Genomic DNA, 21723 nt, shown 5'->3' on the forward strand with positions numbered 1-21723 from the left:
GTGCCCACCCAACCCACCGAAACCCTGACGGTCATCCGCCCGATCAGCTACATCCGCGTCGCGGTGTTCACGGCGCTGAGCATCTTCATCACCATGGCGGTGGGCGTCGGGCTGTTCTTCGGCCGGGAGGCGGGGCTGCTGACCTTCGCGCTGGCGATGGTCGTCGCCGGCGCCTACCACATCAACAACCTGTTCAAGCTGGTGCGCTGGATGCGCACGCCGTCGGAAGAGTCGGCCCCGCTGCCGCGGGCCGTGGGCATGTGGGACTACGTGTTCGCCGATGTCAATCGGCGCGCCCAGCGCACCCACTCCCGGGAGGAACGCCTGTCGGCGGCCCTCGAACGCTTCCGCGAAGCCAGCCAGGCGATGCCCCACGGGCTGATGTTCCTGTCCGCCCACAACACCATCGACTGGGTCAATCACCGGGGCGAGCAGCAGTTCGGGCTGGACAGGGTGCGCGACCAGGGTACCCCCGTCACCAACATCGTGCGGCAGCCCGATTTCGTGCGCTACCTCGAGACGGGCGATTACTCGGCGCCCCTCACCCTCACCCTCGGGCGGCCGGTGCCCCGCACCCTGGTGGTCACCATCGTGCCCTTCAGCGACGACATGCACCTGCTGATCTCCGAGGACATCACCCAGGGCGAGCGGGTCGAGGCGATGCGGCGGGATTTCGTCGCAAACGTGTCCCACGAGATGCGCACGCCGCTGACCGTCGTCAGCGGTTTCCTCGAAACGGTGATCGACGGCCTCGACGATCTGGAAAAGGACGACATCCGCCACTACCTGGGCCTGGCCTCGGAGCAGGCCGGGCGGATGCAGCAGCTGATCCAGGATCTGCTGACCCTGTCGGCCCTCGAGACCGGCGCGCCGATGTGGCAGGAAGAGCCGGTGGACGTGGCCAAGCTGGTCCGCGAAGTGGAACAGGAAGCCGTCGCCGTCTCGGCCGGCCGCCACCGCATCGAGCTCGACTGCAGCGTCGAGGCGCCGCTCCTCGGCAACGCGAAGGAGCTCCACAGCGCCTTCGCCAACCTGGCGATCAACGCGGTGCGCTACACGCCCGAGGGCGGGCACATCCGCATCAGCTGGCGGCAGCGGGGCGCGGTGGTGGAATACACGGTGGAGGACGACGGCATCGGCATCGCCGCCGAGCACCTGCCGCGCCTCACCGAGCGTTTCTACCGGGTGGACCGGGGCCGCTCCCGGGAAACCGGCGGCACCGGGCTGGGCCTGGCCATCGTCAAGCACGTGTTGAGCCGCCACCAGGGCGATCTGCTGATCGCCAGCGAACCCGGCCAGGGCAGCCGCTTCACGGCCTGCTTCCCGGCCCGCCGGCTGGTGGCCTGAACGCGGGCCTGACGGCCCGGGCCGTCAGGCGGCGCTGGCCGCCACCCGCGGCGTGGTCGCCACCTGCTCGTAGGTGGCCTGGTCGAAGTTGGTGCCGCGGGCGACCAGGCTGGTCAGGCGGAGCTGGCGCGATTCGCCGTCATGGAGCTCGATGACCCGGTCGGCATGGAACCAGCCGCCGGGCAGCACGATGGTCGCCGGCGCCCGCATCGCGGCGATCTCCGGCAGCAGGAAGCCCTGGGCATAGGGCTCATGGGAACTCACATTGACCCCGGTGGTGCGCACCGCCACCGCGGTGGGGAGGCCAGCCAGCAGATGGATGCCGGCCATCAGGGTGCCGTCCGGCTCGTACATCAACCAGCTGACCTGGCCGAGCAGGTACTGGCTGCCGTCGCTGGGCTTGATGCCCACCATCTGGTGATGCTCGATGCGCTGCCCGGCGTGCTTGCGCTGCACGCGGAAGCCGGACACCGAGTGATCCACCGTCTGCCACTCGTCGAGGGCGAAGCCGCGCCGGTGCACCTCGAGCTCGGGGTCGATGAACTCCTCGACGCCCCCATCCGCGCGGCCGAAAGTGATCACGTTGATGTCGTAGCGGCTCCCGAGCGTCTGGCGCCGGTTGGGCGAGACGAAATCACGCCCCGAGACGAGCAGGCCGATGGCCTCCCAGTCGGTGCAGATCTTGTTGCTGCCCTTCTTGCTGCGGCGCGGAAAACGCCGCCCCGCCGCCGACATGCCCCACGGGCGGTACAGGGAGACGAGCAGGCGCGCACAGGCGGGCTGGGAACAGTCGTCGCCGAGGCCGAGGGAGGCCGGCGTGGTGCCCTGCTTGAACTCGGCCAGCATGGCCTTGATCTGGGCCGCCAGGCGATGGCCGTCGAAACGCCGCATGCCCGGGCGGGGGCCGATCAGGGCCACCGGGCGCAGGCCATGGTCTTCGGAGAGGTCGAGGCCGTAGGCGCGGGCGTCGTCCTTCTCCCAGCTGGTCTGCATGATGCAGTAGGGCGCGAAGCGCTGGGCCCAGCGGCAGATCCAGTTGAGCTCACGCTGGTTGCGGCCGTAGGGGTTGGTGAGATCCACCAGCAGCAGGGCGATGTAGGCCTCGTCGGGGCTCTGGGCCTTCCAGGTGTTGTTGAGGGGGTCGATGACCCGGCTGTGGGTCACGCCGGCCCGCTCCGCCTCGAGGAAGGCCGCATGGACGGCCTTCCAGGCGCCCGGCGGTTCGGCCCGGTGGGCACGGAAATATTCGATGATGACCTGGCCCAGGTACTGGATGCGGCGCTGGGCGAGCAGCGGCCACTGGGCGCGGAATTCGTCGCTGCCGCTGCCACCCTCGGCGAGGCGGGCGTAGGCGGTGCTGAGGGCCGTCCACAGGCGCACCACCTGGCGCAGGGTGGCATCCTCCTGGCTGTCGGGGGGCAGGGGATGGGCCGCGTAGCGGGACGACATCTCGTGCTGGACGAAGGTGATCGTCTGCCGGGCCGACTCCAGCACTTCGAGCTGCTCCTCGGGGCCCAGCGGGCTCGCCAGGAGGCCTTCGAGCATGCGCACGAGGGTCGCATGGCTCTCGGCGGCGTTGAGCGTGTGCAGGTTGCGCAGGAGCTTGCGGTATTGCTCCACGCTGCGCAGGTCGGTATGGGTTTGAGCGCTGTCCGGCATCGATGGATCCTCAGGTTTCAACCGGCGAGATGCTCGGCAATGGCGTTGCGGATCGCCAGCGCAAGACGCGCGTCGTCGACCTCCGGCGCGGGAGAGCCGCCGCTCTTGCGCTGTGCCTGACCCCAGATAGGCTGGGGAAAATGGCGGTCATCGAGATAACGGGGGATGAGGTGCCAGTGCAGATGCGGAACCACGTTGCCGAAGCTGGCGAGGTTGATCTTCTCGGGGCGGAAGCATTCACGCAGCGCCACCTCGACCGCCATCAGGATGTTGAAGCAATGGCGCTGCTCGGTTGGCGTCAGGTCGCTCATCTCGGCGACGTGCTCGTTCCAGATCAGACGGCAGTAGCCCGGATAGTCCGCATCCTTGACGCGGATCACCCGGCAGCTCGCATCGTGCCAGAGCAGTGTCTCGCCAACAGGGAAACACAAGGGGCAATCTTTCGGAGTGCTCGTCGGCATGGGGTTCTCGCCCTGGATCTCGATATAGCCGGGGATTCTAGCCCGGATGGGTCACAAATTCTCGTTGGTCACCTGGTGTGACGCAATTCATAAAAAAATCACGCTCCCGCGGCAGGCACGGCGCAGGCATTAGCCGGCGCGCCGTCTTCCCGCACAAAAGGACAGGTGAGCGCTGGCCCCATGTCGACGGGGGCACCATCCACGAACAGCTGCAGGCTGCCTGGCTCCATCACCGTCCAGCTCTCGTCGTCGGTCAGCGGCGTGGTCGCCACGACCGCCACCCGGTCGTCGGGCGAGGTGAGCTCGCTGAAATCCACGGACACGTCCTGATCCTTCAGGTGCGCCCGCGCAAACGGCGCCTGCCGGACGATGTAGGCCAGCCTCGAGGCGCAGTGGGCGAACAGGCAGCTGCCGTTGGAGAGCAGGAAGTTGAACTCGCCGTGGGCACCGATCTCGGCGGCCAGCTCGCGGATCGCCGCGAATAGTTGCGACCGGCCCGGCTCGCCACCCGGAAAACGCCGGCGCAGGGCCTCGAGGATGTAGCAGAAGGCGCGTTCGGAATCCGTCTGACCAACGGGCGTAAACTGACCGAAAAGTTCAGGGTTGAAGCCGTGCAAGTTCCCATTGTGGGCAAAGACCCAGTGGCGCCCCCACAGTTCCCGCTGGAAGGGGTGGGTGTTCTCAAGGCTCACCAGCCCCTGGGTCGCCTTGCGGATGTGGGCGATCACGTTGAGGGAGTGGATCGGGTAATTGCGGACCAGATCCGCCACCCGGGACGTGCTGCTGGCCTGGGGGTCGAGAAACAGGCGAACCCCGCGGCCCTCGAAGAAGGCGATCCCCCAGCCGTCACGGTGGACGTCGGTGAGCCCGCCCCGCGCCTGGAAACCGGCGAAGGAAAAGCAGATGTCGGTTGGCGTATTGCAGTTCATTCCCAGCAGCTGACACATGATCCTGATTCCCATCTTGCGGGCGGCCGCGGGGGAGGGCGGCCACATGGCTAAAAGACTCGCATCCGCGGTCGTTAAACCGCACAATCCCGGCTTGAGGTGCGTGTTCCGACCGAATGCGCCCAGCAGGGCTATCGCATGATGAACAGTACCCTAAACCATTCCAGCGGGCTCATTGAAGCCGCGGGTCGCCTGCTATCGACCGCACGGCGAATCCTCTTCATCACCGGCGCCGGGCTGTCGGCGGATTCCGGCCTGCCGACCTACCGGGGCGTCGGCGGCTTGTACGAGGGCGCCCTCACCGACATCGGCCTGCCGATCGAGCAGGCGCTGTCGGGCGCCATGTTCGAGAAACGTCCGGACATCGCCTGGCGCTACCTGTCCCAGATCGAGGCCAGCTGCCGTGGCGCCCACCCCAACGCCGGCCACTACGCCATCGCCCGCCTCGAGGCCCTGCACGGGCAGGTGACCGTGGTCACCCAGAACGTGGACGGCTTCCACCTGCTGGCCGGCTCGCGGGACGTCATCGAGATGCACGGCACCCTGCGCCGCCTGCGCTGCGTCGACTGCGGCCGCGTGCGCCAGGTCGAAAGCTATGCCGGCCTGGAGATCCCCCCAGCCTGCCCCCACTGCGGCGGCATCCTGCGGCCCGACGTGGTGCTGTTCGGCGAACACCTCCCGAGCCAGGCCCTGCACCGCTTCGAGACCGTCCTCGCCCAGCGGCCGGACCTGGTCATCTCGGTTGGCACCGGCAGCGCCTTCCCCTACATTGCCGGGCCGGTCCTCGCCGCCGCCGGACGCGGCGATCCGACCATCGAGATCAACCCGGGTGGAACCCACCTGAGCGAACTCGTGACCGTACGCCTGCGCATGCGCGCCGCCGAGGCGCTGCCGGCCATTCTCGACGCCGCCGGCTACTCCCTGGACAGCGGCCGGGACGCGTGCAGCTGACGGGGCGCAGGCGCCTCACCAACGGCCGGCCCGGTCATGCAAAAAGGGCAGCCCCTTCGGACTGCCCTTCTGCTTTGCCGCCGATCGTGAAGATCAGTGGCCGCGTTTCTTCAGCTTGTTGATCGCAGCGATCTGAGCCAGCGCGGTGGCCAGCTCGGACTGGGCCTTTGCGTACTCCAGGGCGGAACCCTGGTTCTGCATGGCCTCTTCGGCGCGACGCTTGGCTTCAAGCGCCTTTGCCTCGTCCAGATCGTGACCGCGGATCGCGGTGTCGGCGAGGACAGTGACGAGGTTCGGCTGAACTTCCAGCAGACCGCCCGCCACGAAGACCAGCTCTTCCTCGGCCTGATTCTGAACCTTGACGCGCACGGCACCCGGCTTGATGCGGGTCATCAGCGGCATGTGGCCGGGCAGAATGCCCAGCTCGCCGGACTCACCGGGCAGCGCCACGAATTCGGCCAGACCCGAGAAGATCTGCTCTTCCGCGCTGACGATATCGACGTGAATGGTCATTGCCATAGCTAATTCCTCCTCAAACCGGCGGGCTCATGGAGCGCCGCCGGGCGATGGTCGCATTGATCAGAGGGTCTTCGCTTTTTCGAAGACTTCTTCGATCGGGCCGACCATGTAGAAGGCCTGCTCGGGCAGGTGATCCACTTCACCGCTGAGAATCGTCTTGAAGCCCTTGATCGTTTCCTTCAGGGGAACGTACTTGCCGGGGGAACCGGTAAACACTTCCGCCACGAAGAACGGCTGGGACAGGAAACGCTGGATCTTACGGGCACGGGCGACAAGCAGCTTGTCTTCCGGAGCCAGTTCGTCCATACCGAGAATCGCGATGATGTCGCGCAGTTCCTTGTAACGCTGAAGGGTCTGCTGAACGCCGCGAGCGGTGTTGTAGTGCTCTTCGCCAACAACCAGCGGATCGAGCTGACGGGAGGTGGAGTCCAGCGGATCCACGGCCGGGTAGATACCCAGGGCCGCGATGTCACGGGACAGCACGACGGTCGAGTCGAGGTGCAGGAAGGTGGTCGCCGGGGACGGGTCGGTCAAGTCATCCGCAGGCACATACACGGCCTGGATGGAGGTGATCGAGCCCACCTTGGTGGAGGTGATACGCTCCTGCAGACGGCCCATTTCTTCGGCCAGCGTCGGCTGGTAACCCACCGCGGACGGCATACGACCCAGCAGCGCGGACACTTCGGTACCGGCCAGGGTGTAACGGTAGATGTTATCCACGAAGAACAGGATGTCACGGCCTTCGTCACGGAAACGCTCGGCCATGGTCAGGCCGGTCAGCGCGACGCGCAGACGGTTGCCCGGGGGTTCGTTCATCTGACCGAACACCATCGCAACCTTGTCGAGAACGTTGGAGTCCTTCATTTCGTGGTAGAAGTCGTTCCCTTCACGGGTACGCTCGCCCACGCCGGCGAACACCGACAGACCGCTGTGCTGCTTGGCGATGTTGTTGATGAGCTCCATCATGTTGACGGTCTTGCCCACGCCGGCACCGCCGAACAGACCGACCTTACCGCCCTTGGCGAACGGGCAGATCAGATCGATAACCTTGATGCCGGTTTCGAGCAGATCCACGGACGGGGACAGCTCGTCGAACTTCGGGGCCTTCTGGTGAATGACCCGACGCTCGTCGCACTGGATCGGGCCGGCTTCGTCGATCGGGCGACCCAGCACGTCCATGATCCGGCCCAGCGTGCCGTGACCGACCGGCACGGCAATACCCTTGCCGGTATTCGAAACCTGCATGCCACGACGCAGGCCGTCCGAAGACCCCAGCGCAATGGTACGCACCACACCGTCACCCAGTTGCTGCTGAACTTCGAGAACCAGTTCAGCACCTTCCAGCGTGAGGGCGTCGTAAACCTTGGGCATCGCGTCGCGCGGGAACTGCACATCCACCACGGCGCCGATGCATTGAACGATCGTTCCTTGACTCATCGTCGTTTCCCCAAACTTGTTTAATCCGTTACACCGCGGCTGCGCCGCCGACAATTTCAGACAGTTCCTTCGTGATGGCTGCCTGACGAGTCTTGTTGTAGACCAGTTGCAGTTCGCCGATCACGTTGCCTGCGTTGTCGGAGGCTGCCTTCATCGCCACCATCCGGGCACTCTGTTCGGACGCCATGTTCTCGGCGACACCCTGGTACACCAGCGCTTCGACATAGCGCACCAGGAGTTCGTCGATCACCACCTGCGCGTCCGGCTCGTAGAGGTAGTCCCAGTTCCCTTCCGGGGTTCCGAGACGCTCGCCGGTCAGCGGGAGAAGCTGCTCAAGCTGGGGTTCCTGCTTCATCGTGTTGATGAAGCGGGAATAGACAAGATGCACCTCGTCCAGCTCGCCATTCTGGAACGCGTCGATCATGACCTTGACAGGCCCGATGAGCTTTTCCAGATGGGGGGTATCCCCGAGCTGGGTGACATGCGAAACGACCTTGGCACCAAGGCGCTGCATGAAACCCAGCCCCTTGTTGCCGATCGCGGTCACGCGAATTTCGGTGACGCCCTTGCTTTCCCAATCCTTGAGCGCGTTCAACGCGACACGCAAGGTGTTGGTGTTGAGGCCGCCGCACAGACCCTTGTCGGTCGTGACGACGATCAGCCCCACACGCTTGACATCGTCCTTCTTGACGAGGAACGGATGCTTGTAGTCGGTGATGTTGGCAGCAGACAGATTCGCGGCGAGACGGCGGATCTTCTCGGCATAGGGACGGGCAGCCCGCATGCGGTCCTGAGCTTTACGCATCTTGGACGCAGCGACCATCTCCATGGCCTTGGTGATCTTTTTAGTGTTCTGGACACTCTTGATCTTGTTACGGATCTCTTTGCCGCTAGCCATTTTGCTCTCCGTATGCCCGCGTTATGCCCAGCTCTTCTTGAACTCTTCGATCGCGGCGGCCAGTTGCTTGGAGCCGTCGGCGTCGAGGTCCTTGGTCGATTCGATCTTGGCGACAAGATCGGCGGCCTTGGTCTTCACGAACTGATGCATCGCGGCTTCGCAGGCGAGGGCACGCTTGACATCGACGTCGTCGAAAGCGCCCTTCTCAACCGCGAAGAGAGTGATCGCCATTTCCGAAACCGACAGCGGCGCGTACTGCTGCTGCTTCATCAGTTCGGTAACGAGACGACCGCGCTCGAGCTGCTTGCGGGTGGCTTCGTCCAGGTCGGAGGCGAACTGCGCGAAGGCAGCCAGCTCACGGTACTGGGCGAGGGCCAGACGGACACCGCCGCCGAGCTTCTTGATGATCTTGGTCTGGGCGGCGCCACCGACGCGGGACACGGAGATACCCGCGTTGATGGCGGGACGGATACCAGCGTTGAAGAGGTCGGTTTCCAGGAAGATCTGGCCGTCGGTAATCGAGATCACGTTGGTCGGAACGAACGCGGAAACGTCGCCGGCCTGGGTTTCGATCACGGGGAGAGCGGTCAGCGAACCGGTCTTGCCCTTGACTTCACCCTTCGTGTATTGCTCGACGTACTCTTCGGAGACGCGGGCAGCGCGCTCGAGCAGACGGGAGTGCAGGTAGAACACGTCGCCCGGGTAGGCTTCACGGCCGGGAGGACGACGCAGCAGCAGGGAAACCTGACGGTAGGCCCAGGCCTGCTTGGTGAGATCGTCGTAGACGATCAGGGCGTCCTGGCCGCGGTCGCGGAAGTATTCGCCCATCGTGCAACCGGAGTACGGCGCGATGTACTGCATCGCGGCGGACTCGGAAGCGGTAGCGGCGACGACGATGGTGTATTCCATCGCGCCGTGCTCTTCGAGTTTGCGCACCACGTTGGCGATGGTCGAAGCCTTCTGACCGACCGCAACGTAGATACAGATCATGTTCTGGCCCTTTTGGTTGATGATCGCATCAACCGCAACGGCAGTCTTACCGGTCTGACGGTCGCCGATGATCAGCTCGCGCTGGCCACGACCGACGGGAACCATGGAGTCGACCGACTTCAGACCGGTCTGCACCGGCTGAGACACCGACTTACGCCAGATCACGCCCGGGGCGACCTTTTCGATCGGCTCGGAGAGCTTGGCGTTGATCGGGCCCTTGCCGTCGATCGGCTGGCCCAGGGAGTTGACGACGCGACCGATCAGCTCGGGGCCGACCGGGACTTCCAGAATGCGACCGGTGCACTTGACGGTATCGCCTTCGGAGATGCCTTCGTACTCACCCAGCACAACGGCGCCGACGGAGTCGCGCTCGAGGTTCATGGCGAGGCCGAACACGTTGCCGGGGAATTCCAGCATTTCGCCCTGCATGGCATCGGAGAGGCCGTGGATACGGCAGATACCGTCGGTCACTGAAACCACGGTACCCTCGGTGCGGGCATTCGCGGACAGCTGCAGGTTCTGAATCCGACTCTTGATCAGGTCACTGATTTCAGAGGGGTTAAGTTGCATTGCTTATGCTCCTAGTTCTTTAGCGCGGCGGCCATGTTCGCGAGCTTGCCGCGGACCGAGGCATCGATGACTTCATCCCCGACGGCGATCTTGACCCCACCGATCAATTCGGGGTCGACGCTGACGGTCACGTTGAGCTTGGCCTTGAAGCGGTTTTCCAAGTCAGCGACCAGGGCTTTCAGCGTGGCATCGTCCATCGGGAAGGCGGAGGTGATCTTCGCCTCCTTGATACCTTCATGTTCGTTCTTGAGGGCAACGAACAGGTCACGGATCTCGGGAAGCACCTGCAGACGCTCGTTGTCGACCAGGACGCGGACGTAGTTCTGCTGTTCGGCAGTCAGTCCGGCCCCGGCAACATCGAGGAAAAGCCCAGCCAGTTGCTGCGGCTGGAGCTTGGGATCGGCAATGCAATCCCGCATTTGCGGATCGGCGGCGACGACCGCCAGCCGATCGAGTGCTTCCGACCAAGGCCCCAGCGCATTGCCCGCGGAAGCGAGCTGAAAGGCTGCTTCAGCATAGGGGCGAGCGATGGTGACGTTCTCGGCCATGGCTTATTGAAGTTCCTGTTTCAGGTTGGCCAGCAGGTCGGCGTGGGCCTGAGCGTTGATCTCCTTGCGGAGGATCTTCTCGGCGCCGGCGACTGCCAGGTGGGCGACCTGATCGCGCAAGGCTTCCTTGGCGCGTTGAGCAGCGGCGCCAGCTTCGGCTTCAGCGGCTTCACGGGCCTGGGCAATGATTCGGGCGGCTTCGGCGCGCGCTTCATCGAGGAAAACGGCAGCCTGCTTTTCAGCAGCGGCACGCACGTCCGTAGCGGACTCGCGGGCCTTGCGCAGTTCTTCGACGACCTTTTTCTCGGCATGCGCGAGATCACTCTTCGCCTTGTCCGCAGCCGCCAGCCCGTCGGCGATCTTCTTCGCACGCTCGTCGAGTGCCTTCACAATGGGGGGCCACACGAACTTCATCGTGACCCACGCCAGAATGAAGAACACAACGAGCTGGGCTACCAGGGTTGCGTTCAGATTCACGGTTCTCTTCCTTTAGTCAGGTTGGACCGCGAAACTTAGATCTTGAACGGGTTGGCGAACGCAAACATCATGGCGATACCGACACCGATCAGGAACGCAGCGTCGATCAGACCGGCCAGCAGGAACATCTTGGTCTGCAGGGCGTTCATCAGTTCGGGCTGACGGGCAGAAGCTTCGAGGTACTTGCTACCCATGATGCCGATACCGATACAGGCACCGATAGCACCCAGACCAATGATCAGACCAGCGGCCAGAGCAACAAAACCAAGAACGTGTTCCATGACGACTCCTTTAGTTGAGATGATTTAAATTGAAACCGAAACGACTGCTAAAACTCTGAAACTTAGTGGCTTTCGTGAGCCTGACCGATATACACCAGGGTCAGCATCATGAAGATGAAGGCCTGCAGGGCGACGATCAGGATGTGGAAGACGGCCCAGATGGAACCGGCGACCACGTGACCCAGGAAACCAAACACGGTGGCGGTACCGCCCATCAGCGCGATCAGCATGAACACCAGCTCGCCGGCGTACATGTTGCCGAACAGTCGCATGCCGTGGGAGACGGTCTTGGCCAGGAACTCGATCATCTGCATCAGGAAGTTGATCGGATACAGAAGCGGGTGGGAGCCGAAGGGCGCGGTGAAGAGTTCATGCACCCAGCCGCCGAAGCCCTTGATCTTGATGTTGTAGTAGAGGCAGATCAGCAGCACGCCGATGGACATGCCCAGGGTGCCGTTGAGGTCGGCGGTCGGCACGACGCGGAGGTAGGCGTGCTCGTCACCGGAGATCATCGCCCAGATCTTGGGGAGCAGATCGACGGGCAGGAAGTCCATGGAGTTCATCAGGAAGATCCAGAAGAACACCGTGAGGGCGACGGGGGCAACGAACTTGCGGGATTCGGCGCTGTGGACGATGCCCTTGGCCTGATCGGCAACCATCTCGACGAGGATCTCGATGGCAGCCTGGAAGCGGCCCGGTACGCCGGACGTGGCCTTGCTGGCGGCCTTGACCAGAATCAGCAGGGTGACGATGCCGAGGCCGATCGAGAAGAAGAGGGTGTCCAGGTTCCACACACTCCAGTCGATGATCGCGGTTTGCGCGTGACCGGTAGAGTTGAGGTGGGTCAGGTGGTGGACGATGTATTCGCCCGCTGTCGGGGCGTGTGCTTCGGTACCAGTGCTCATGGTCAGGTCTTCACCAAAAATGCAAACAAATTCGCCTTCAGCGCCACGACCAACCCGAGAAACAACGCCAACCAATGGACGTCTGGATACACGAGTCGAACGGTCGCCAACAATCCTACGGTTGACGCGATCTTCAAGAACTCGCCAACAAAAAACGCAAGCGGGTACGACGCAGCCGGACGCTTGGATACCACGTGCAGGCGCAGGGCGAAAAACAAATTGGGAAGAACACAGGCTGCGCCTCCCAACGCCGCCGACAACGCACCGCGCACCCCTATGATCGCTCCCGCGACTATTGCCGCCAGGATCGTCGCGCCTATCTGCAGGAATACCGCTTTAAACATGGTTCTCTGCGTGGCACGTCGGGTGTTGCGCCGTTCGCCGTACGAAAAACATGCGGATGGTAGGGGTTAACCGTGACAAAGTCAATTGTTGCGGCGCCGCAGCCGCTGGATTTCTTAGGGCGCTTCGCGTTTGTCCGGCCCCGGAGCTTGACACTTTCCCAAAACATATCGATGATCATCGACATGAATAAGGACTACTCCCGAGCCATCCCGGAAGCGTGGCGCGACATCTCCCTGATCTTCAGCGCCCTCGGCGATGAACACCGGCAGCGCATCCTCCTCACCTTCGAGCCGGGTGAGCGGCTCAACGTGGGGCAGATCGCCGAGGTGTCCACCCTCGCCCGGTCCACGGTTTCCCATCACCTCAAGGTGCTGCGGGAAGCCGGCGTGCTGGTGGCCGAGCGGGAGGGCAAGGAGATCTACTTCCACGTAAACAAGGCCTACCTGCAGGCGGCCTTCGGGAAGGTGAACGACTACCTGGAGACCTGGCTCTGACCCGCCGCGATGCCGATGATGCGAAACCTCCTCAAGATGCTGCTGCGCGGGCTGGCCGGACTGCTGTTCCGGGTCCGCGTGAAGGGCGGGCTGCCCGCCGAGCGCGGGCGCCTGCTGGTCGTCGCCAATCACGAATCCTTCCTCGACGGCCTGTTGCTGGGGCTGTTCCTGCCCCTCGACCCGGTGTTCGTGGTGCATACGGGGGTCGTCCGCAACCCGGTGTTCCGGCTGCTGCTCGGGCTGGTGGACTACCTGGCGGTGGACCCGACCAGCCCGATGGCGATGAAGCGGGTGATCCGCCTGATCGAGGGCGGGCGCCCGGTGGTGATCTTCCCCGAAGGCCGCATCACCACCACCGGCAGCCTGATGAAGACCTACGACGGCCCGGCCTTCGTCGCCGCGAGGACAGGCGCCACGATCCTGCCGGTGCGCATCGACGGCGCGGCGCGGACGTATTTCTCGCGGCTCGCGGCCCACGTGCCGCGCAAGCTGTTCCCGCGGATCAGCCTCTTCCTGCAGCCCACCACCCGGCTGCCGATGCCCGAGGCCGGCACCGCGCGGGACCGCCGCCGCAAGGCCGGGGAGGGGATGCGCCGGCTGATGCAGGAGATGATCTTCGCCACCCGCCCGGAGCAGACGCTCTTCGAGGCGCTGCTCGACGCGGCGGCGATCCACGGCCGTGGCACCCGGCTGGTCGAGGACCTGAAGCAGATCGAATACAGCTACCGCGACCTGATCGACATGGCCCTGGCCCTCGGCCGGCTGGTGGCCCGCGAGAGCGCCCCCGGCGAGCGGGTCGGCCTGCTGCTGCCCAACCTGGCGCCGACGCTGGCGCTGGTGTTCGGCCTGGGCGCCCGGCGCCGGGTGGCGGCGATGCTCAACTACACCGCCGGCGTCGACGGCATGCAGGCCGCCTGCACCGCCGCGCAGATCCGCACCATCGTCAGCTCGCGGGCCTTCGTCGAGCAGGCCAAACTCGGCGACAAGCTGGCCGCGCTGCAGGGCGTGCGGGTGGTGTATCTGGAAGACCTCCGCGCCGGCATGGGGCTGGCCGACACGCTGTGGCTGCTGCTGTGGGCACGCCCCTTCCCCCGCGCCGCGCTGCCGGCCGCGTCGCCGGAAGATGCGGCGGTGGTGCTGTTCACCTCGGGCTCCGAGGGCAAGCCGAAGGGCGTCGTGCTGTCCCACCGGGCGCTGCTGGCGAACGTGGCGCAGATCCGCGCGGTGGTCGATTTTTCCATCGACGACAAGATCCTCAACGCGCTGCCCCTGTTCCATTCCTTCGGCCTCACCGCCGGGGGGCTGCTGCCGCTGCTCACCGGCGCCAGGGTCTTCCTGTATCCGTCGCCGCTCCACTACCGGGTGATCCCGGAGCTGGCCTACGACCGCAACTGCACGGTGCTGCTGGGCACCAGCACCTTCCTCGGCAATTACGCCAGGTTCGCCCATCCCTATGATTTCTACCGCCTGCGCTACGTGATCGCCGGCGCCGAGAAGCTCGCCACGCCGGTGCGCGACCTGTGGTTCGAGAAGTTCGGGATCCGCATCTTCGAAGGCTACGGCGCCACCGAGACGGCGCCGGTGCTGGCGGTGAATACCCCGATGGCCTTCCGCAGCGGCACGGTCGGCCAGTTCCTGCCCGGCCTGCAGCACCGCCTGCTGCCGGTGCCGGGCATCGCCGGCGGCGGGATGCTCCACGTCAAGGGCCCGAACCTGATGTCCGGCTACCTGCGCTTCGACAACCCCGGCGTGCTGCAGGCCCCGGCGTCGGCGGCCGGGGAGGGCTGGTACGAGACCGGCGACGTGGTCGAAGTCGATGCCGACGGCTTCGTGAAGATCGTCGGCCGGGTCAAGCGCTTTGCCAAGGTGGCCGGCGAGATGGTGTCGCTGGAGGCCGTCGAGAAGCTCGCCGCCGCCGCCTCGCCCGGCGCCGCCCACGCCGCCTCGACCCAGCCCGACGCCAGCCGCGGCGAGACCATCCTGCTGTTCTCCACCGATCCGCAGCTCAACCGCGAACGCCTGCAGGCGGCCGCCCGCGACGGCGGCTGGCCGGAGATCGCCGTACCGCGGCGGATCATTCCGGTGGACGCGCTGCCGCTGCTGGGCACCGGCAAGATCGACTACGTCACCCTCAAACAGATGGCCGAACAGGCCTGACCCCGAAAGGCCCACCATGCACCGCAAAGCCCTCGCCGCCCTGCTGATCGCACCGCTCGTCGCCACCGGCTGCGCCACCTGGTTCGACCAGGGCCGGCAGGCCCAGCGCGCCAGCGTCGTCGACTACCTCTACCCGAAGGGCGAGCCGCCAGCCCTCGCCCCGAGCGTCCCCGAGCTACAGCTGCCGCTGCGGGTCGGCATCGCCTTCGTGCCGGGCGAGCGCTACGCCGACCTCCCCGAAGCCGAGCGCGAGCGCCTGCTGCGCCGGGTCAAGGAAGCCTTCGCCAGCCGGCCCTACATCGCCGCCATCGAGGCGATCCCCACCACCTACCTGCGCGCCCGCGGTGGCTTCGACAACCTGGAGCAGACCGGGCGGATGTTCAACGTGGACGTGGTGACGCTGCTGTCCTACGACCAGGTGCAGTTCAGCGACAGCAACCGGCTGTCCATCTTCTACTGGACCATCGTCGGCGGCTATTTCGTGAACGGCAGCCAGTACGACGTGAACACCCTGGTCGACGCCTCGGTGTTCGACCTGAAGAGCCGCCAGCTGCTGTTCCGCGCCCCCGGCAGCAGCCAGCTCAAGGGCAGCTCGCCGCTGGTGAGGTTCGGCGAAGCCTCCCGCGAGGCCCGCAGCGAGGGCTACCGGCAGGCCATCGACAACCTGATCCCCCAGCTCGACGCCCAGCTCGAGGGCTTCAAGGTACGGGTCAAGGAAGACAAGGTCGCCCGGGTGGTGCACAAACCCGGCTACAGCGGCGGCGGCGCGATCGATCTCGCCGGCCTCGGCCTGTTAGGCGCGCTGGCGACGCTGGCCACCGTGCGCAAGCGCCGTGCCGGCTGAGCGCCTGGGGCTGGCGCTGCTGGCCCTGCTCGTCGCGGCGGCCAACCTGCTGCCCGGCGAAACCGTCGAATGGCGTCGCGAGGCCATCATGCGTGGCGAATTGTGGCGGCTGTGGAGCGGCCAGTTGTGCCACTGGTCCTCGGCCCACCTTGCGGGCAACCTGGCGGCGATGGCGGCCGTCGGCGTGATCGCCGGCCGACCGGTACGCCGCTGGCTGGCCGCGCTGCCCCTCGCCGCGCCGCTGCTGTCGCTGTTCCTGCTGGTCGCGGCGCCGGCGCTGGAAAGCTACCGCGGGCTGTCCGGCCTGGTCGGCGTGCTGGTGGTCGGCGCCGTGCTCACAGGCGGCGGGCCCGGCCGGCTGCTCGGCCTCGCCTACCTGGGCAAGCTGGCCTTCGACATCGCCACCGGCGGCGGCTCGGCGCTGCTGCCGGCGGGCATCGCCGTCACGTGGCAGGCCCACCTCGGCGGCCTGCTGATCGGTACGGCACTCGCCGTGGCCTTCCGCCGGCTGGACGCCGGCCGGCACTGACACGCCGCCGGCCGCCGCACAACGCCCTTTCGCAAACCTCCCCGCCGCCCCCGACCGGAACCCCGCATGAGCCAATTCCGCCTTCTCCGTGAACGCCGCTTCCGGCCGTTCTTCCTGACCCAGTTCCTCGGCGCCTTCAACGACAACCTGTTCAAGAACGCGCTGGTGGTGCTGCTCACCTTCCAGGCGGCGAGCTGGACGACGATCGCCCCGGCGCTGCTGGCCAACCTGGCGGCCGGCATCTTCATCCTGCCCTTCTTCCTGTTCTCGGCCACCGCGGGCCAGCTGGCCGACAAATACGACAAGGCGCACCTGACCCGCCTCGTGAAGGGGCTGGAAGTGACCATCATGCTGATCGCGCTGGCGGGCTTCGTGGGGCACAGCCTGGCGGTGCTGCTGGGGGCGCTGTTCCTGCTCGGCTGCCATTCGACCCTGTTCGGGCCGGTCAAATACGCGCTGCTGCCCCAGCACCTGCATGAAGACGAGCTGGTCGGCGGCAACGCGCTGGTCGAAGCCGGCACCTTCGTGGCGATCCTGCTGGGCACCCTGGCCGGCGGGCTGCTCGCCGGAGCCGCCCACGGGGAGCTGTGGATCGCCGGCGCCGGGCTGGTGGTGGCGGTGGCCGGCTACCTCGTCAGCCGCGGGGTGCCGCCGGCCCCGGCGCCGGAGCCCGGCCTCCGCGTCAATCCCAACCCCTTCACCGAAACCCGGCGCAACATCGGCTTTGCGCGGGAAAACCGGCCGGTCTTTCTGGCGATCCTCGGCATCTCGTGGTTCTGGCTCTACGGCGCGCTGTTCCTGGCCCAGTTCCCGGCCTATGCAAAAAGCGTTATCGGCGGCGGCGAGGGCACGGTGACCCTGCTGCTGGCCACCTTCACGGTGGGCATCGGGCTCGGCTCGCTGCTGTGCGAGAAGCTCTCGGGCGGGCACATCGAGATCGGCCTGGTGCCCTTCGGCTCCATCGGGCTGACCCTCTTCGGGCTCGATATGGCCTTCGCCTCGCCGACCAGCCTGCCGGCGGGCGCGCCGCTGGCAGTCGCCGGGGTGCTCGCCCAGCCGGGTGTCTTCCGGGTGCTGCTGGCGCTGCTGATGCTGGGGGTGTTTGGCGGCTTCTTCATCGTGCCGCTCTACGCGATGCTGCAGAGCCGCTCGGCGGCGGCCCACCGGGCCCGGGTGATCGCCGCCAACAACATCATGAACGCGCTGTTCATGGTGGCCGGCGCCCTCGGCGCGGCCGGGCTGCTCGGCGCCGGGCTGTCGATCCCGGCGCTGTTCGGCGTGGCGGCGGTGATGAATGCGGCGGTGGCGCTGTATATCTACCGGCTGGTGCCCGAGTTCCTGCTGCGCTTCATCGTCTGGATACTGATCCACACGGTGTATCGCCTGCGCACCCGGGGCCTCGGGCAGATCCCCGAGGAAGGCCCGGCGGTGCTGGTGTGCAACCACGTGAGCTTCGTCGACGCGTTGGTGATCGCCGCCGCCTGCCGACGGCCGATACGCTTCGTGATGGACCACCGGGTCTTCCACTGGCCGCTGCTGTCCTTCGTGTTCCGTCACAGCCGGGCGATCCCGATCGCGCCCGCAAGGGAAGACACGGCGATGCTGGAAGCAGCCTTCGCCGAAGTCTCCCGGGCCCTCGCGGCGGGCGAGCTGGTCGGCCTGTTCCCCGAAGGAAAGATCACCTCGGACGGCGAGCTCGCCGCCTTCCGGCCGGGCATCACGCGCATCCTCGAGGCCAACCCGGTGCCCGTCGTGCCACTGGCGCTGCGCGGGCTGTGGGGGAGCATGTTCTCCCGCAAGGATGGCCCCGCCCTGAGCCGCCCGCTGCGGCGCGGGCTATGGAGCCGGATCGAACTCGTCGCCGGGCCGGCGCTGGCACCGGCCCAGGCCAGCCTGCCCGAGCTGGAACGCCAGGTGGCCGAACTGCGGGGCGACGGGAAATGAAACGGGCGGCGCTCAGCCCAGACTCAGCGCCCCCAGGGAGGCATCGCGGCGGCCCAGCCGCGCGGCCAGGCGCGGGCGGACGGTCAGCAGCGCGAAGACGATGCCCGCCAGCATCAGCCCGACGAACAGGCCCATGAAGCCCATGTAGCCCAGGGTCGCGGCAACCGGCTTGGCAACGCCGACGAAGGCGGCATACAGCCACGAAGTGGCGCTGATCGCGCCGAAGATCACCGGCAGCAGGGCCGCCTGGCCCGGGTTGGCCTGGGGCGCCGCCATCCGCGGGAAGGCCAGCAGATGGAGGCCCAGGCTATTGACCGTCAGGACGGCCACGACGGTCAGCTTGGCCAGCAGCTTGGGCTTGGTGGCCAGCAGTCCGGTGTCGAAGCCGGTGTCCATGCCGATCACCGCCAGGCCGGTTATCCACAGGACGACCAGGGCGATGGTCGCCACCGCCGCGGCCTTCCCCAGCATTCCCATGTCGATGCGCTCCCGCGCAAAGATGGCGAAATCGCCGAAGGCCACGGCCACCGCCGCGATGGCGAGGGCGAGCACGTGCAGGTAGATCGCCAGCATCCTGGCAATGGTCATGAAGTCGGGCGTTTCCATGGTGATCCTCAGCGTTTGTTCATCCGGCGGTACAGGTACTCGATGGAGGTGTGCATCGCCTTCACGGCGGTGTTGAGTTCGTGGATCTCGTTGCGGGACACGTGCTCGCCTTCGATGAAATCCACCTTGGCGATGCTGGTGCCCGGCTCGGCGTTGGCTGCCGCCAGCGCGAACTCCCGCACCCGGCGTACCGGCACGATCACCTGCTGGCGGATGAACAGCAGCAGGCCGAGGACCCCCAGGCCCATCGCCGCGAGGGCCAGCCACACCTCGTTGTCGAAGCGCTGCACGAAATTGACCAGGCTGAAATCCAGCGGGATCGCCACGCTGATCACGCCGGCGAGCTTGCCTTCCTCGTAGCCGTAGCCCTGCGGCCCGGGGTAGAGCGCCTTGACGGCGGCCGGCGCCGCGGCCGGGGCGCCGTGGCAGGTCAGGCAGCCCTTGTCGGCCACCAGCCGGCGGGCGTACAGCAGCTGCCCGCCGCGCACTTCGCTGTATTCGGACGCCCCCGACTCCCGGATCGCGTTCATCGCCACCTTGTCGAAGTCGCTCGGTGCGTTGTTGGGGTTCATGTAGCGGTCGGAGGTCATGCGGAACTTGGCCTTCGCCGGCGAGGCGATCGTGATGTCCGACAGCTCCCGCTGCACCAGGGCCGGGTTCTTGCGGTGGAAGGCCGCCTCGTTGGGTGCCGCGGTGGAATCGTTCGCAGCGCTGGCCGCCGACAGCTCGCGCTCGAGGAAGCTGCCGACCTCCTGCTTCGGATTGCGGGGGTCGTCCTTCACCCACACGCCCCGGTAGCGGGTCGCCCACTGGCCGAAGTTATCCACCATGTCCGCCACGGTGCGCGCCTGGTTGCGGGTCTCGCTGACATATACGGAGGATCCGACCAGATAGCTGGCCACCCCGGCAATGCCGGCCAGAACGATCAGCAGGAGAATGAACTGGAATGACAGGGAAAGTTTCTTGAAGGCATTCATGGGAAATAGGGATCAAACCAATAATTCGCTGAGGAAATCGCCGCGGGCCTTTTCCCCGTCGACATGGGAAGCCACCGCCTGGGCAAAGATATCGACCGCAATACCGCCGGGGTATTTAGGGTAGAGATCATCGAGCACGTCGTCGATCATCATGCTGGCCACCGGTCCGGCATATTTCTTCAATATCACCCGGGCCCGCTCTATTACGACGTCTATTTCCGGAAGAGGGCGATCGAGGGGCGTCGCGAGCCCCGAATTGGTCACCACGTTGCCGATGGAGCGGAGCGCATCCAGAATCGCGACACCCGTGCGGCTGATCGACGCCGTCGCGCCGGAGGCCGCCGCCACGCTCTCCATGCCCGACATGATCGAGCTGGTCATCAGGAACAGCGGCGTCGAAATCCCCTGCCGGCGCATCTGGCGCCCGAGGCGGAAGCCGCTGCTGCCATCCGCCAGCGGGGCGGCGTCGCAGAACACCGCGCCGAATCTGCCGATGGAACACAGGCTCAGCGCCTCATCGACCGAATTGGTCACCTTGGCCACCTTGACCAGGCCCGGCGGCACGATTGCGGCATCGTTGGTAACGAACAGAATCGCTGTCGTCATTGGAAATCCCAATTCGCATTTCAATGGTCACCATCGGCGCGCCACAACACAAATCGCGCCAACCCATTTTGGGTCAGACCATGAAATATAATCTGACAAATGAATTGTTAGATTATGCTAAACCCCAAAAGAAAAGCCGCTATTCAAAGCGGCTTGTCTTGTGACGCATTTCACAAGGGGCAGTAATGGATTTCCTGCCGCCCGAATTGGGTTTTTATTCCCCGAATTGGGCTTTCAATAGGCGATGTCCCTCATTCGGGAAATACGGAGCGGAGGGTGATGCTGAGGGTGGTAGCGCCGGACGAGAACCAGATCTGCCCGTCCTGGATCGTGCAGCTGATTTCCATGTTGCGTTCGGCCAGCGCCGCGAGGGCGCGGGAGTCCTCCTGGGCCAGCGCCAGCACGCGCAGTTTGGGCAGGCGCGACAGCGCCGCGGCATCCTTCTGCCACCAGACATCCACCGCGCGACCACCGTAGGCCAGCACGATCACTTCATCCGCCTTGCCGCTGGCCCGGCGCAGCAGGCGCTCGTCAGGCAGGCCGACCTCGATCCAGCGCAGGATCCGGCCGGAATCGTCCTTCAGCCACAGGGCCGGCTCGTCGTCGGTGGAGATGCCGCGGCCGAACTGCAGGCGCTCATCGGCATGCAGGGCGAAGGCGAGGATGCGGACCATCATCCGCTCGTCGGTCTCGGACGGATGCCGGGCCAAGGTGAGCCCATGTTCGGCAAAATGGCCCCGGTCGAGGTCGGAGACGTTGAGGGTGGCGCGGAAGATGGTGGATTTGAGGGCCATGGCAGCGGTAAAACAATAAAAAACCGGGCCCTGCGGGCCCGGTTGTTGGTAACGGCTGGCGGGGTGCTTACTTGCCGACCGCAGCCTTCGCCTTGTCGGCGGCTTCCTTGGTGGCATCGGCGGTAGCGGCAACAGCTTCCTTGCCCGCCTCCTTGACCTCGCCGGCCGCTTCCTTGGCGGCAGCCACGGCGTCCTTCGCGGCGTCCTTGGTCGCATCGACCGCCTCCTTGCCAGCCTCCTTGGTGGCGTCGGCGGCTTCCTTGCCCGCTTCCTTGGCGGCTTCGGCGGCCTGCTTGGCAGCCTCTTCAGCCTTCTGGGCGGCTTCCTTGGCGGCATCGACGACCGGAGCAGGGGCCGGAGCCGGCTCTTCCTTCTTGGAACAGGCGGCGAGGCCGACGGCGATCAGGGTGGCGAGGAGGAGGGAACGGGTATTCATC

At 65.8% G+C, this 21723-nt stretch carries 24 protein-coding genes; 7 read left to right on the forward strand and 17 right to left on the reverse strand.

Annotation, left to right across the window (positions count from 1 at the left end; genetic code table 11):
• Positions 1–1347, forward strand: a complete 1347-nt coding sequence (gene phoR, locus ACE3OU_RS03335) for a phosphate regulon sensor histidine kinase PhoR (protein WP_374240121.1) — start codon at positions 1–3, stop codon at positions 1345–1347.
• A 24-nt stretch (positions 1348–1371) separates the two neighbouring features.
• Here the strand turns inward: phoR and ACE3OU_RS03340 are convergent, their stop codons facing one another.
• The 3 genes from ACE3OU_RS03340 to ACE3OU_RS03350 form a co-directional block, all read right to left on the reverse strand.
• Positions 1372–3006, reverse strand: a complete 1635-nt coding sequence (locus ACE3OU_RS03340) for a hypothetical protein (RefSeq protein ID WP_374240122.1) — start codon at positions 3004–3006, stop codon at positions 1372–1374.
• Positions 3007–3023: 17 nt separating this feature from the next.
• A complete protein-coding gene (locus ACE3OU_RS03345) occupies positions 3024–3467 on the reverse strand; it encodes an HIT family protein (protein ID WP_374240123.1) in 444 nt (147 codons plus the stop codon).
• A 98-nt stretch (positions 3468–3565) separates the two neighbouring features.
• The gene (locus ACE3OU_RS03350) at positions 3566–4414 is read right to left on the reverse strand and encodes a class II glutamine amidotransferase (protein WP_374240124.1); all 849 of its coding nucleotides are present in this window, start codon (positions 4412–4414) and stop codon (positions 3566–3568) included.
• Positions 4415–4555: 141 nt separating this feature from the next.
• Here ACE3OU_RS03350 and ACE3OU_RS03355 point away from each other — a divergent pair, with 141 nt between their 5' ends.
• Entirely contained in the window at positions 4556–5365 is an 810-nt protein-coding gene (locus ACE3OU_RS03355; protein WP_374240260.1) for an NAD-dependent deacetylase, read from the forward strand.
• Between the two features lie 93 nt (positions 5366–5458).
• Here ACE3OU_RS03355 and ACE3OU_RS03360 read toward each other — a convergent pair whose 3' ends face one another.
• The 9 genes from ACE3OU_RS03360 to ACE3OU_RS03400 form a co-directional block, all read right to left on the reverse strand.
• Complete coding sequence (locus ACE3OU_RS03360) at positions 5459–5884, reverse strand: F0F1 ATP synthase subunit epsilon (protein WP_374240125.1); 426 nt, start codon at positions 5882–5884, stop codon at positions 5459–5461.
• Positions 5885–5944: 60 nt separating this feature from the next.
• A complete protein-coding gene (gene atpD / locus ACE3OU_RS03365) occupies positions 5945–7321 on the reverse strand; it encodes a F0F1 ATP synthase subunit beta (RefSeq protein WP_374240126.1) in 1377 nt (458 codons plus the stop codon).
• A gap of 28 nt (positions 7322–7349) precedes the next feature.
• Complete coding sequence (gene atpG, locus ACE3OU_RS03370; protein WP_374240127.1) at positions 7350–8219, reverse strand: F0F1 ATP synthase subunit gamma; 870 nt, start codon at positions 8217–8219, stop codon at positions 7350–7352.
• A 21-nt stretch (positions 8220–8240) separates the two neighbouring features.
• The gene (gene atpA / locus ACE3OU_RS03375) at positions 8241–9779 is read right to left on the reverse strand and encodes a F0F1 ATP synthase subunit alpha (RefSeq protein WP_374240128.1); all 1539 of its coding nucleotides are present in this window, start codon (positions 9777–9779) and stop codon (positions 8241–8243) included.
• A gap of 11 nt (positions 9780–9790) precedes the next feature.
• Positions 9791–10327: a F0F1 ATP synthase subunit delta gene (locus ACE3OU_RS03380; protein ID WP_374240129.1), complete on the reverse strand. Its 537-nt coding sequence runs from the start codon at positions 10325–10327 to the stop codon at positions 9791–9793.
• A gap of 3 nt (positions 10328–10330) precedes the next feature.
• The gene (locus tag ACE3OU_RS03385) at positions 10331–10804 is read right to left on the reverse strand and encodes a F0F1 ATP synthase subunit B (RefSeq protein ID WP_374240130.1); all 474 of its coding nucleotides are present in this window, start codon (positions 10802–10804) and stop codon (positions 10331–10333) included.
• A gap of 35 nt (positions 10805–10839) precedes the next feature.
• Positions 10840–11085: a F0F1 ATP synthase subunit C gene (gene atpE, locus ACE3OU_RS03390; protein WP_079434620.1), complete on the reverse strand. Its 246-nt coding sequence runs from the start codon at positions 11083–11085 to the stop codon at positions 10840–10842.
• Positions 11086–11147: 62 nt separating this feature from the next.
• Positions 11148–11990 (reverse strand): F0F1 ATP synthase subunit A, encoded by an 843-nt coding sequence (gene atpB, locus ACE3OU_RS03395; protein WP_374240132.1) that lies wholly within the window; start codon positions 11988–11990, stop codon positions 11148–11150.
• A 2-nt stretch (positions 11991–11992) separates the two neighbouring features.
• On the reverse strand, positions 11993–12334 hold the full coding sequence (locus ACE3OU_RS03400) for an ATP synthase subunit I (RefSeq protein ID WP_374240133.1): 342 nt from the start codon (positions 12332–12334) through the stop codon (positions 11993–11995).
• Between the two features lie 183 nt (positions 12335–12517).
• On the opposite strand from ACE3OU_RS03400, the gene ACE3OU_RS03405 reads away from it, so the two are divergent.
• The 5 genes from ACE3OU_RS03405 to ACE3OU_RS03425 all read left to right on the forward strand — a co-directional run bounded on the left by ACE3OU_RS03405 (position 12518) and on the right by ACE3OU_RS03425 (position 18303).
• On the forward strand, positions 12518–12829 hold the full coding sequence (locus tag ACE3OU_RS03405) for an ArsR/SmtB family transcription factor (protein ID WP_374240134.1): 312 nt from the start codon (positions 12518–12520) through the stop codon (positions 12827–12829).
• Positions 12830–12844: 15 nt separating this feature from the next.
• Complete coding sequence (gene aas / locus ACE3OU_RS03410) at positions 12845–14986, forward strand: bifunctional acyl-ACP--phospholipid O-acyltransferase/long-chain-fatty-acid--ACP ligase (RefSeq protein ID WP_374240135.1); 2142 nt, start codon at positions 12845–12847, stop codon at positions 14984–14986.
• 16 nt (positions 14987–15002) lie between these two features.
• Positions 15003–15830, forward strand: coding sequence for a rhombotarget lipoprotein (rhlP, locus tag ACE3OU_RS03415; protein WP_374240136.1), 828 nt, complete (start codon positions 15003–15005; stop codon positions 15828–15830).
• The gene (gene rrtA / locus ACE3OU_RS03420; RefSeq protein WP_374240137.1) at positions 15820–16359 is read left to right on the forward strand and encodes a rhombosortase; all 540 of its coding nucleotides are present in this window, start codon (positions 15820–15822) and stop codon (positions 16357–16359) included. The genes rhlP and rrtA overlap by 11 nt, the downstream gene beginning before the upstream one ends.
• A gap of 66 nt (positions 16360–16425) precedes the next feature.
• Positions 16426–18303: an MFS transporter gene (locus ACE3OU_RS03425; RefSeq protein WP_374240138.1), complete on the forward strand. Its 1878-nt coding sequence runs from the start codon at positions 16426–16428 to the stop codon at positions 18301–18303.
• A 12-nt stretch (positions 18304–18315) separates the two neighbouring features.
• On the opposite strand, the gene ACE3OU_RS03430 is transcribed toward ACE3OU_RS03425, so the two are convergent.
• From ACE3OU_RS03430 to ACE3OU_RS03450, 5 genes are all read right to left on the reverse strand, one after another.
• The gene (locus tag ACE3OU_RS03430; RefSeq protein WP_374240139.1) at positions 18316–18909 is read right to left on the reverse strand and encodes a hypothetical protein; all 594 of its coding nucleotides are present in this window, start codon (positions 18907–18909) and stop codon (positions 18316–18318) included.
• An 8-nt stretch (positions 18910–18917) separates the two neighbouring features.
• Positions 18918–19886, reverse strand: a complete 969-nt coding sequence (locus ACE3OU_RS03435; RefSeq protein ID WP_374240140.1) for a DUF3365 domain-containing protein — start codon at positions 19884–19886, stop codon at positions 18918–18920.
• A 12-nt stretch (positions 19887–19898) separates the two neighbouring features.
• The gene (locus ACE3OU_RS03440; protein ID WP_374240141.1) at positions 19899–20492 is read right to left on the reverse strand and encodes a hypothetical protein; all 594 of its coding nucleotides are present in this window, start codon (positions 20490–20492) and stop codon (positions 19899–19901) included.
• Between the two features lie 251 nt (positions 20493–20743).
• Positions 20744–21286: a YaeQ family protein gene (locus tag ACE3OU_RS03445; protein ID WP_374240142.1), complete on the reverse strand. Its 543-nt coding sequence runs from the start codon at positions 21284–21286 to the stop codon at positions 20744–20746.
• A gap of 67 nt (positions 21287–21353) precedes the next feature.
• The gene (locus tag ACE3OU_RS03450) at positions 21354–21722 is read right to left on the reverse strand and encodes a hypothetical protein (protein WP_374240143.1); all 369 of its coding nucleotides are present in this window, start codon (positions 21720–21722) and stop codon (positions 21354–21356) included.
• Position 21723 lies beyond the last annotated feature (1 nt).

It is taken from the genome of Zoogloea sp. (assembly GCF_041908905.1).
Taxonomy (GTDB): domain Bacteria; phylum Pseudomonadota; class Gammaproteobacteria; order Burkholderiales; family Rhodocyclaceae; genus Zoogloea.

Coding starts and splice junctions, on each gene's coding strand:
- ACE3OU_RS03350 (WP_374240124.1), bottom strand. CDS start 4,414: ATGTGTCAGCTGCTGGGAATGAACTGCAATACGCCAACCGACATCTGC.
- atpG (WP_374240127.1), bottom strand. CDS start 8,219: ATGGCTAGCGGCAAAGAGATCCGTAACAAGATCAAGAGTGTCCAGAAC.
- ACE3OU_RS03440 (WP_374240141.1), bottom strand. CDS start 20,492: ATGACGACAGCGATTCTGTTCGTTACCAACGATGCCGCAATCGTGCCG.
- ACE3OU_RS03435 (WP_374240140.1), bottom strand. CDS start 19,886: ATGAATGCCTTCAAGAAACTTTCCCTGTCATTCCAGTTCATTCTCCTG.
- ACE3OU_RS03345 (WP_374240123.1), bottom strand. CDS start 3,467: ATGCCGACGAGCACTCCGAAAGATTGCCCCTTGTGTTTCCCTGTTGGC.
- ACE3OU_RS03360 (WP_374240125.1), bottom strand. CDS start 5,884: ATGGCAATGACCATTCACGTCGATATCGTCAGCGCGGAAGAGCAGATC.
- ACE3OU_RS03430 (WP_374240139.1), bottom strand. CDS start 18,909: ATGGAAACGCCCGACTTCATGACCATTGCCAGGATGCTGGCGATCTAC.
- ACE3OU_RS03355 (WP_374240260.1), top strand. CDS start 4,556: ATGAACAGTACCCTAAACCATTCCAGCGGGCTCATTGAAGCCGCGGGT.
- ACE3OU_RS03450 (WP_374240143.1), bottom strand. CDS start 21,722: ATGAATACCCGTTCCCTCCTCCTCGCCACCCTGATCGCCGTCGGCCTC.
- ACE3OU_RS03400 (WP_374240133.1), bottom strand. CDS start 12,334: ATGTTTAAAGCGGTATTCCTGCAGATAGGCGCGACGATCCTGGCGGCA.
- ACE3OU_RS03445 (WP_374240142.1), bottom strand. CDS start 21,286: ATGGCCCTCAAATCCACCATCTTCCGCGCCACCCTCAACGTCTCCGAC.
- atpD (WP_374240126.1), bottom strand. CDS start 7,321: ATGAGTCAAGGAACGATCGTTCAATGCATCGGCGCCGTGGTGGATGTG.
- ACE3OU_RS03425 (WP_374240138.1), top strand. CDS start 16,426: ATGAGCCAATTCCGCCTTCTCCGTGAACGCCGCTTCCGGCCGTTCTTC.
- atpE (WP_079434620.1), bottom strand. CDS start 11,085: ATGGAACACGTTCTTGGTTTTGTTGCTCTGGCCGCTGGTCTGATCATT.
- ACE3OU_RS03405 (WP_374240134.1), top strand. CDS start 12,518: ATGAATAAGGACTACTCCCGAGCCATCCCGGAAGCGTGGCGCGACATC.
- ACE3OU_RS03380 (WP_374240129.1), bottom strand. CDS start 10,327: ATGGCCGAGAACGTCACCATCGCTCGCCCCTATGCTGAAGCAGCCTTT.
- atpB (WP_374240132.1), bottom strand. CDS start 11,990: ATGAGCACTGGTACCGAAGCACACGCCCCGACAGCGGGCGAATACATC.
- rhlP (WP_374240136.1), top strand. CDS start 15,003: ATGCACCGCAAAGCCCTCGCCGCCCTGCTGATCGCACCGCTCGTCGCC.
- atpA (WP_374240128.1), bottom strand. CDS start 9,779: ATGCAACTTAACCCCTCTGAAATCAGTGACCTGATCAAGAGTCGGATT.
- ACE3OU_RS03340 (WP_374240122.1), bottom strand. CDS start 3,006: ATGCCGGACAGCGCTCAAACCCATACCGACCTGCGCAGCGTGGAGCAA.
- aas (WP_374240135.1), top strand. CDS start 12,845: ATGATGCGAAACCTCCTCAAGATGCTGCTGCGCGGGCTGGCCGGACTG.